At 46.2% G+C, this 10468-nt stretch carries 10 protein-coding genes; 4 read left to right on the top strand and 6 right to left on the bottom strand.

Going from position 1 to position 10468, the window contains the following annotated elements:
- Nucleotides 1–219: 219 nt before the first annotated feature.
- Nucleotides 220–951 (bottom strand): 1-acyl-sn-glycerol-3-phosphate acyltransferase, encoded by a 732-nt coding sequence (locus A3750_RS06985; protein ID WP_068458523.1) that lies wholly within the window; start codon nt 949–951, stop codon nt 220–222.
- 114 nt (nt 952–1065) lie between these two features.
- Here A3750_RS06985 and A3750_RS06980 point away from each other — a divergent pair, with 114 nt between their 5' ends.
- Entirely contained in the window at nt 1066–2652 is a 1587-nt protein-coding gene (locus tag A3750_RS06980) for a lytic transglycosylase F (protein ID WP_082873222.1), read from the top strand.
- A gap of 2 nt (nt 2653–2654) precedes the next feature.
- Here A3750_RS06980 and A3750_RS06975 read toward each other — a convergent pair whose 3' ends face one another.
- The 5 genes from A3750_RS06975 to A3750_RS06955 all read right to left on the bottom strand — a co-directional run bounded on the left by A3750_RS06975 (nt 2655) and on the right by A3750_RS06955 (nt 6705).
- The gene (locus A3750_RS06975; protein ID WP_068521003.1) at nt 2655–3011 is read right to left on the bottom strand and encodes a GFA family protein; all 357 of its coding nucleotides are present in this window, start codon (nt 3009–3011) and stop codon (nt 2655–2657) included.
- Between the two features lie 18 nt (nt 3012–3029).
- Nucleotides 3030–4079 (bottom strand): adenosine deaminase, encoded by a 1050-nt coding sequence (locus A3750_RS06970; protein ID WP_068522284.1) that lies wholly within the window; start codon nt 4077–4079, stop codon nt 3030–3032.
- Nucleotides 4080–4298: 219 nt separating this feature from the next.
- A complete protein-coding gene (locus tag A3750_RS06965; RefSeq protein WP_068450939.1) occupies nt 4299–5246 on the bottom strand; it encodes a glycosyltransferase in 948 nt (315 codons plus the stop codon).
- A gap of 78 nt (nt 5247–5324) precedes the next feature.
- Complete coding sequence (locus A3750_RS06960; RefSeq protein WP_068542104.1) at nt 5325–5945, bottom strand: sugar transferase; 621 nt, start codon at nt 5943–5945, stop codon at nt 5325–5327.
- 13 nt (nt 5946–5958) lie between these two features.
- A complete protein-coding gene (locus tag A3750_RS06955) occupies nt 5959–6705 on the bottom strand; it encodes a WecB/TagA/CpsF family glycosyltransferase (protein WP_068450945.1) in 747 nt (248 codons plus the stop codon).
- A gap of 393 nt (nt 6706–7098) precedes the next feature.
- Between A3750_RS06955 and A3750_RS06950 the strand changes: the two genes are divergently transcribed.
- From A3750_RS06950 to A3750_RS06940, 3 genes are read left to right on the top strand one after another with little or no spacing between them, the layout of a single operon-like run.
- Nucleotides 7099–7653: a heme NO-binding domain-containing protein gene (locus tag A3750_RS06950; RefSeq protein WP_068450950.1), complete on the top strand. Its 555-nt coding sequence runs from the start codon at nt 7099–7101 to the stop codon at nt 7651–7653.
- Nucleotides 7640–8623: a sensor histidine kinase gene (locus A3750_RS06945; RefSeq protein WP_068450953.1), complete on the top strand. Its 984-nt coding sequence runs from the start codon at nt 7640–7642 to the stop codon at nt 8621–8623. Before A3750_RS06950 ends, A3750_RS06945 begins: the two co-directional genes overlap by 14 nt.
- Entirely contained in the window at nt 8624–10108 is a 1485-nt protein-coding gene (locus A3750_RS06940) for a sigma-54 dependent transcriptional regulator (protein WP_068522268.1), read from the top strand.
- Nucleotides 10109–10468: the final 360 nt, after the last annotated feature.

The raw sequence follows: 10468 nt of genomic DNA, 5'->3' as shown, positions 1-10468 counted from the left end.
ACGCTGAGACGCTTTTGTGGACGATTTATTCTTTTATAGTAGTTATGTAAGAGTGACTTTTTTATTAAGGTGGGCATTGCCGAAGGCGAAAAATTCACCGTCTAAACCGTTGTCACTTCTGAGCTGTTTCTCAACTACAACAAACTAGAAAAACATTATACGTAAGTTATCGTAACAAACTGTGATTAATTGTCCATTTTGTCGACAGAATCTTTCCAATTATTCATCAACAGGTTGCTGGACAAGACGATCAAGTCGCGCAATCTCTTCAGCAATACTCAAATGTACCCGCTGCATCAGCTCGGTAACGTCCTCTTTCGTTAGTCCTTTGGTTTCAATTGGCGGCAAAAGACTAATTCTAACAGTACCTGATGCGCGCTCATTTAGTTTTAATCGACCAGAGTAAGTGCTTGAAACAACAGGGTATATTGGGCACTGCGCTTGAATCGCAATATGAAAAGCCCCCTTTTTGAAGGCACCAAGCCCTCGCCCAAGATTACGAGTACCTTCCGGAAACACCCAAATTGAACGCTCGTCTTCGATGATCGCGGCTCGTACCTGATCCATTGCATCAATAGACTGCTTTGCGTTAGTGCGATCGATCATGACATTACCTGCGAGCCAATACACCTGACCGAAAAATGGAATCCACTTCAGGGAACTTTTTCCGATGCTTGCGGTGCGTAATGGCACCAAGCCGCCGAGAACAAAAAGATCAAGATTTGACTGATGATTCGCGACAACAACGCTTTGACTCAAACCATTCAGTCGCTCGGGATGCTCAACAATCACCTCTAGCCCCAGAATCTTCAGCCCACCATAGCTGAAAGCGCGCGCTGCAAAGCGATTATTGTTCGGATTAAACGGCCGAAAAAGGCAAACAAGAGCACAAAAAATCGCGACGATCACAAAGTAAATGGCAAACACGGAAACGCGAAAAAAAACTAGCATATGGAGTCAACGATCTTTTAGATAACAGAGGAAAACACAGTATAGCGCGAATGGCTGCAGCTCTGTGCCATTATCGTTATTTTATATATTTAACGACTTTTCAAATGATAAGTAATGCTAATATTGATTGCGCGAACGTCATTAAACTCGTTAAAACGACGAACAGGTTCTTTTGAGTCTATGGGTATTATGAATATAAATGCACGTGTTCCTGCAGGCCTCTTACTGCTCTTGGCCCTTACGATTTTGGCAAAGCAACCCACTTTCGCCGCAAACGCGATCGAAGCTGAAAAGGTCAGCGAAGCGCTTGACCTATATTCAGAAACCGAAGAGCAATTCCAATCTGCATTACTTGAAAGCTATCAAGACGATTTATTTGAGCTGATTGATCGCGGTTTAATTCGAGTTTTAGTCACCTATAGTAAAACCCATTTTTTCTTGGATGGAGGAGCTCAACACGGCCTGACTCATGCAATGCTGCGCGAATTCGAAAGCTACTTAAATAAGCGCTATAAAAGCCGTCGCAAAGGACGCGCACTATCCGTTGTTGCCATTCCCGTTGCGCGGGACGAGATCATGGACAGACTGGCCAATGGACAAGCCGAACTTGCCATCGCTAACTTAACCATCACGCCTGATCGCAAACAAGCTGTCGATTTTTCAATACCTGTCATCAAATCTGTTAAGGAGGTCATTGTTGCAGGCCCCGGCGCACCAAAACTCACCAAACTCGAGGACATATCAGGCAAAACATTCTTTCTACGGAAAAGCAGCAGTTTCTTCGGGCACTTGCAAAAACAGAATCAAATTCTCCAAGGCAAGGGACTTGAACCCGCAATCATTATTGAGGCTGACGAGCACTTGGAAGTCGAAGATTTAATTGAGATGGCCAATGCGGATCTCATCGCATACACCATTGCAGATGACCACATTGCAACGCTTTGGAAAAAGATATTTAAAGACGTGAGAGTCTATAACGACCTATCGCTCAATACCGGCGGTAAAATTGCATGGGCTGTACGGAAGAACACACCAAATCTTATCTTCGAAGTAAATCGCTTCCTGAAACGACATCGCAGCGGAACACTCTTTGGGAATGTTGTGAAACAGCGCTATCTAGAAAACCCATACTGGGCGAAACGCGCGTTATCCGAAACAGAGAAAGTACACTTTAACAATGTGGTGACTATTTTCAGGCAGTACTCGGATTTATACAACTTTGACCACTTAATGCTGCTGGCGCAGGGCTACCAAGAATCGCAACTGGACCATAATCGTCGCAGCCCAGTAGGTGCCATTGGCATCATGCAAATCATGCCCTCTACCGGAAAAGCGATGGGCGTAGGTGATATTAAAGAGCTAGAAAATAATGTTCATGCAGGTAGCAAATACCTTAGGAAAATCATTGATCACTATTTTAACGACCCCGAAATCAGTGAAACCAACAAAGTGCTCTTTGCTTTTGCTGCATATAACGCTGGCCCAACCCGAATCCAGCGCCTCCGGCGAAAAACCGCAGCGTATGGGCTAGACCCGAACGTTTGGTTTGGCAATGTCGAACACACCGTAGCGCGCCACGTTGGTCGCGAAACCGTAACCTACGTGGCCAACATATCGAAATACTTTATTGCTTATCGACTAATCGAAGAACAATCCAACATTCGAGAAGGCATAAAAGAAAGCACTCGAGAGGCTCAATAACCTTAAAGCGACGCCCCGTCGAACACCTTAATCTCTAGCTCGAAAACATCGATGCCTTCTACGCAACCGAGATTAACGCGAAACTTACCAGGCTCCCGCTTCGTTTCATGGAAGGTATAGATGCCGCATTTTTCACAAAAAAAGTGCTCGGCCACTTCAGTGCCAAATTTATAGCTGCGCAAAGCATCCGACCCAATGTCATCAATCTTCAGTTGTTCCGAGCTCAAAGCTTGCGGCAGCATCACTGCGCCTTTGCGACGGCATATGGAGCAATTACAGCGCAGCCCCTCTTTTATTTCTGCGGTCGAAAATTCAAACTTCACTGTGCCGCAATGACAGCTGCCTTGGTAATCCACCATGATATTCTCCTAAGAGTGTTATTTGATCGCTTCCGTCAATTTAGCAAGATAGGCCGCTTTTAAGGAATCAGCGATAAAGCTACTACGAAGACTATTCTCGGCTAAGCGCGCTGCCTGAATACGCGTCATACCCAAACTCGACACGAGCGCTTCAAAATTTTCCAGCACGTAGCCACCGAAGAACGAGGGGGCATCAGCATTTACCGTTGCTACCAACCCCTTATCAAGCATCTCCAAAATCGTATGCTCGGACATATCCTCAAACACTTTTAAGCGCACATTGCTCTGAGGACAGACTGTCAAAGGAACCTGCTCGCGAACAAGACGAGCTACCAAGGCGTCATTCTCAAGACAACGTACGCCATGATCAATGCGGTCTACATTCAATAAGTTCAACGCCTCAACAATGTACTCTGGCGGGCCTTCTTCGCCAGCATGTGCAACCGCTTTTAGTCCTAGTTTACGTGCTTCACGAAATACCCGCTCAAATTTGGCCGGCGGATGCCCGACCTCAGACGAATCAAGTCCAACACCCACAATGTGCTGCAAATAGGGCTTCGCCTGTTCCAGCACGATAAAAGCGGCCTCTTCACTCAAGTGTCTTAGAAAGCACATAATGAGGGCACCCGAAATGCCTAACTGCGTCGCGGCATCCGCTAACGCGCGCGTTATTCCATCAAACACAACACCGATGTCAATCCCCCGCTCAGTATGTGTTTGAGGATCAAAAAACAGCTCAGTATGCACCACTCCCTGCTCTTGGCACTTTAGCAAGTACGCCCAAGTCAGGTCATAAAAATCCTGTTCATGGATGAGCACCGCTGCGCTCTGATAATAAATATCAAGAAAAGTCTGAAGATTTGTAAACTGATATGCTTCTCGCACCTCTTCAATCGAGGTATACGGCAAATCAATGCGGTTACGTTCGGCGAGCTTAAACATGAGTTCTGGCTCCAAAGAGCCCTCAATATGAAGATGCAACTCTGCTTTTGGCAAGGCCTTCAAAAACGCTGTCGTAGGTTTTTCTTCTGGCCTTACTGTCTGTTCCCAAATTTGCTCTGACTGCATCTTCACCACTCCAAAGTTCATCTCCTCATTATATTGTTTACCTGGCGATGTGAACACCAGCATTTCCGGAAGAGGCTAATCAGCAAACGTCTGCAAATCAGAGCCAATGCCCGCTAGCTAACGAGCAGCAAGTTAGCGCTTTACAAATGAGGGATAAAGCTAACAGATTTACCAACCGGCACTGGTAGCGAAGACAAAGGATGATGGGATACTAGGATATCAAATCATCCCCCCCCTGCTACCTAGCCAGCATCGAAAGCGACACCACATATAACGTAGAAAGAACTGCTTACAACAATCGTGTGCAAGGAGATGTCTCGCCAGATCGGTGCGTTGCTTAGTCATACTAAGAGACGCGAGCTCAAGCAAATAGGCTCCTACATAACGTGAAACGGAAAGTTTTCGTTTCGCTTCAGTCTCGCTCGCGGCATAGCTCTTAACCCGGGAAACAAAGGCGCTCCACTCGCTAGCAACGAATGAATGGCTGATCGCATCAGCGTGGTCGTTCTTTGCAAACGCCAGTACGCTAGGGCTGTAAGCGATTGCGCTATACAGCGCTGCCCTGCAAAACAAATCATGCTCATGACCTGCTTCTTCTTCCGTATTGAAAAGGCCCACACGATCAAAGAGCTTCTTGCACGCAACAAAGCTTGAGAGTACAAACGGCTGCCCACCTTTTGTCGCACAATCGAAAAACTCATTCAGTAGGCCTGGACCCGTGGCACAGGCACTCAAGTGTATCTTTGGATCGATGAAATCTTCGCTATCAACATGCCATTGATAAGCGGTTGCAAATGCTTCAGCTTCGGGAAACGCCTTCGTAAGTAATAGGACCTCTTCAAGATAATGAGGCTCCCAACGATCACCTGGCTTTAAAAACGTGATAAGTTGTCCCTTGGCTTGCTGAAGCCCCATGTTCTTGATCTCTCCTGCTTTGAGTCCTCTTTGCGCGTCCACAATCCGCGCGTCCATTCCTTTGGCGGACATTCGATCTAGTAAGCTCGGGACATCAACGTGATCAGATGTTTCATCCTGCTGATCTATGAGCAACAGTTCGACATTACGATACGTTTGAGAAACGACCGAGTCGAGACTGAACATCAATTCATCTTCACGTTTGTTCAAAGCTACAATAATCGAAAACAATGGCTTGTCTGAATACTGCATTAGGCGACACTCCCACTATGTACTGCATTTAGGCGAAAGCTGAAAAAAACAACCGGACTTATCCGATTAACGAGATTACTAATAGGCACCTCTGCCAAATAGAACAACCGGAACGGTAGACAGCAAAATCTTAATGTCCTTCATCCAGCTCTGCTCTTTGATGTATCGAATATCCAATGACACTTGTTCTTCAAACGTCGTGTCAGCGCGTCCAGAAACTTGCCACAAGCCAGTTAACCCAGGAAGGATCTGTAGTCTTTGACGCGCAGTCATCGAATAAATATCTGTTTCCTGAACCAAAGCCGGTCTTGGACCGATCAAGAGCATGTCTCCTTTCACCACGTTAATCAGCTGAGGTAACTCATCAATCGAGTACTTACGAATAATTTTTCCAATACGCGTAACGCGCGGATCATTAAAAAGCTTCTTACATACACCATCTCGATCGCTTTTGATCGTGCTGACATCAACGTATTTCGGATCTGAGGCAACACGCATCGAGCGGAACTTATAGAATGCGAAACGCCGACCATGAAGCCCAACGCGTGTTTGGGTAAAAATGGGACTTCCGGGGCTTTCGAGCCGAATTAACAAGGCCGTAATTAAGAGCACAGGGCTGATTAAAATTAGGCCCACTAACGCGATCGCGCGTTGTAATAAAGGGCTCAAGCCAAGATGTTTACTCTGTATCGATTTCATTGCTTCTCTCCTTTTAAGAAACTTTTTTAAGCTGCCAGAAACAGCGCCAAAGAAATTTAGGGTTTCCAATCACATACCGATGGAATTTATTGCGCGGTTCCATCGCTAACCGCCAAACCCACTCAAGCCCGCGCTTGCGAAACCACATAGGCGCTCTCGCGATGCGGCCTGAATAAAAATCAAAGAGCCCTCCAACAGCCAACGCGGTATCAACACGCAGCAGATGACGGTATTGCTGAAGCCATTGCTCCTGAATTGGCGATCCGAAGGCAACAAGCAGAATGCGCGCACCGGAACGATTGATTTGTTCGATCACATCGCCGCTTTTCTCTTTTGAGAAGAAACCATGATGCGTACCGTTAACCACAAGGCCTGGATGATTTTCTTGCAGCTTTATAGCGGCTTCTTCAGCCACGCCAGGCTCTGCGCCAAGAAGATACAAGCCCACCTGCTCTGTCACAGCTCGCGCACACAGCAGAGGCAACATGTCGGTGCCATTGACGTTGTCTTTTAACCTTATGCCTTGACGCGCTGCCGCCATGCGAACACCCGAACCATCGGCAAAGACCCAATCAGCGTCGTTCACCGCATCGTTTAAATGATGATGCTCNCGAGCAAGGTTGATCGTATTCACGTTCACAAAGCACACCGTCTGAGTGCGCTTGGACTTGGTCATGACCTTGTCGATCGCGCTTCTCATATCTGTGTTGTGAACGCCGATTCCAAAGAGCGAAAATATGTCTGTTGTGTCTTTCAACATATCTTTTCCTGTTCCGTTTAATTGGGTTCTAAAGCGACCCGCTTGAAAGACTTTAAGCAGACACCGTGCCAATTCATTAAGTCATTGTTTAATATAGATTTTTACTAAATTAATCTGGCATTTAAGAAGTTTTTCTCTCTTAATATTCGCTTTTTGAAATCACTTTTTTCAGTTTGAAAAGACGGCAATTTCCAGTCTGCAAAAATCACTAGAGCATGTCGGATGAGAATCAGAACAAGAAGAGTCACTGTTTTTCACGCCTCCCAAGTGCTGACCTTGATAAGCTGCGGGGTGATATAAACAGAAAAAATTCGGCTCGGTTTGCACGAAAAGTGCTATCTTTATAGAAGGATGAGTTCGCAACTTACTCAAATAATTTGAAGCGGCAACTTTATGAAAGGCACTATTTTTATCGCGCTCAATCAAATGATTGAAGAGCGTCACGGCCTAGAACTCTGGCTATCGATTCTTGATGAAGCAGAGTCTGACGGTATCTTCTTTGGCACAAAGAATTATCCAGACGATAATCTGTTCAGAATTGTGGAGGCGACCTGCCATCAATTGAATGTAAGCCCGCCGGAAGCACTGCGAGCATTCGGTGAATATTTATTCCAGTTTCTGCACAGTGCACACCCGGTCTTCGCCACAAGCCAAACGGACTTCTATAGCTTCATCCAAAGTATTGACGGTGTCATACATGTTGAGGTTCATAAACTAGATGAAGAAGCCCAAACACCCGACATCAAAGTGCAGCAATTGAGCGAGCATGAAGCGTTGTTAGATTATCACTCCGATCGTAAGCTGTGTTTCTTGGCAGAGGGTCTTTTGATAGGTGCCAGTCAACATTACGGCATTCAATTAAGCATCGAACAGACACAGTGCATGCATGAGGGTGCGAAGCACTGCCAACTTCGACTGACGAGTTCGCCCACCAATGACCGAGAATAGCGAACAAAAGCTTCATCATCTTAAACGCGCCTATGAGATGCAGAAAAAGGCCCGAGAAGAAGCGGATCAAATGCTCGAGGAGAAGTCGCGCGAGCTCTATGCATTTAACGAATCATTAAAAGCGGCACTAGAAAAACTCGACAATCATCAGGCGCAACTATTGGCTCAGGAAAAGATCGCCTCCGTGGCCCAGCTAGGAGCCTGCCTTGCTCATGAACTCAACACCCCGATTGCCTTTATTCAAAACAATTTAAAGACAATGGAGGATTACACTACCAAGCTAGCATCAGGCTTGGAGACCTCATTATCAGTGCTAGATTCAGTCAATGAGTACAACAATCCAGCTGCGACAACTAGCCTAGAAAAACAGGCACAGAAAATCCGTGAGAACTCTGAGTTCGAGTTCATTCGAGAAGATCTTCCCGTGTTGTTTAAAGAATCTTACGAAGGCATAAAGCGCGTTAACCTTATTGCAAATAGCCTCCGATACTTCGCCACACCCAACCGTTCAAAGAAAACGCTATTCGATGTAAATGAGAGCATTGTCCAAGCACAAACGCTTGTTCGGCATAAAGACCAGCTCGTTAACGTCAAGCTTGATTTGCAAGACCTACCTCTCTTCAATGGCCTACCTATGCTAATGAGCCAAGCCGTTGCCAATTTAATTCAAAACGCGGTTGAAGCAACAACGCATTCCGAGAGCGTCGTGATTCGCAGCTTCTGTATTCAGGAAAACATTGTCGTCGAGATTGAAGACTCTGGCCATGGCTTCGACAACGCAACGCGAAAGAAAGTTTTCATGCCCTTTCACACTACTAAAGATGAACACAACGGCCTTGGGCTTAGCATCGCAAAGCAAATCATCGATCAGCATGGTGGCACGCTGCAAATTCAAAGTGAACTAGGTAAGGGAACATGTGCTCGTATTAACTTACCGGTAAATACCCAAGACGCTGAGGGAGAACATTAAATGGAAAACGAACAAACCGCTTGGAGTGAGAGCATACTTTTTGTGGATGACGACCCAAACATCATCAGTTCGCTCAAACGTTTTGCGCGCTCCCAACCCTACAAGAGCTTTTTTGCAAACAGCGGCGATGAAGCTCTGTCGCTCATGGAGGACAACTTTATCGACGTTGTCGTCTCCGATATGAAAATGCCGAAGATGTCTGGTGACGAGTTACTCCGAGAAGTGTCGAAACGTTACCCTGAAACCATTCGGATAGTACTCAGCGGCTTCTCCGAAGAAGATCTCATCCTTTCAGCAATTAATGAGGGGCGTATTTGGGGATTTATTCAGAAACCCTGGAACGTAAATGAGCTCATTCAAACCATCGATCATGCACTCTATACACAAAAAATTGTCGCTGAACGGGCAATACTGAAGAAGACACTCAACCAATACGAGCACCAGAAAAAAGAACAATTTCAGGGGTTTGTTGGTTCATCCATCGTAATGCAATTTATTTACAATGCGATTGAAAAAGCAGCTCAAAGCTCAGCCTCTGTGATGATTACCGGTGAAAGCGGAACAGGCAAAGAGGTCACGGCGCGGGCATTACACGACCTAAGCAAACGAAAAGACAAACCGTTCATCGCCTTGAATTGTGCCGCAATTCCCTCAGAACTGATGGAGTCTGAGATTTTTGGACATGTAAAAGGCGCCTTTTCTGGAGCCATAAGCAATCGCGATGGCGCGGCCACGCAAGCAAACGGCGGCACACTGTTTCTAGACGAACTTGCGGAAATGGATATCAACCTGCAATCAAAACTATTGCGCTTTATTCAGACGGGGACTTTCCAACGCGTTGGTGGAAATCAACTAGAAGAAGTCGATATTCGATTCATCTGCGCAACGAATCGCGACCCCATCACGGCGATCCAAGATAAGAAGCTACGAGAAGATTTGTACTACCGTTTGAATGTCATTCCACTTAACTTGCCTCCCCTTCGCGAGCGGGACAATGATGCTTGCGTGCTTGCCAGCGCATTTCTGTCTAAGTTCGCGGAAAAAGAAGATAAGGTGGTTATTGGCTTTTCATCCGATGCAGAAAAATTGTTACGAGGGTACCATTGGCCAGGCAATGTGCGTCAACTCGAAAACGCGGTGCACAATGCAGTTGTCATGTCAGACGGCCCGTTGATCACAGATAAATGCCTGTCCAATGCGCTTGGCATCCAACCTGGCTCTGCCAGTATCGAGAATACGGCGCAACCGCCGCTCGCTATCGAAACCCAAGAGATCGCTATCGACACCGATTTCGGCACACCAACAAACATCCATGCAATGGAAGATACACCCAGAGGCGAAGTCATCCCTTTGGCAATGATAGAAGAGCAGGCTATCAAGCATGCGATCGATAAATGCGATGGCAACGTGGTGCGTGCAGCCGGTCTTTTACAAGTAAGCCCTTCGACCCTTTATCGCAAGATTCAATCTTGGGAAGCCGAATAACGATCCATAACGCCGGTCAGCTCTAGACATCTAAAGTCTGATCGGCCTTTGCACCATCAATGCCCCATTCTATCCTTTCACTGAACAGATCTGCCTAGCGCCCATTCCTAACTCCCCAATTGTCAGACACTGTAAAATCGCGCGTGACTAACGCGCTATTTGGCATTGCTGGCCTGCTCCTTGCTCAACTCCTTACAAGATAGAAATTTTTGAAAGGTTTTTAGCAAAATGACGAATACCAAAAGCGGGAATACATTATTGTTTTCGGAGTCGGCGCAAAAAGCGATTCCTTGGACTCTTTTGAGTAAGTCCCTGTTATTTATCGTTTATTTCCTGATCTCCATCCTTTCGGTCCGACTA

The sequence above is a fragment of the Oleiphilus sp. HI0079 genome, assembly GCF_001635105.1.
The sequence above is the reverse complement of the archived record's forward strand: the minus strand, read 5'-3'. Positions and strand labels throughout refer to the sequence as shown.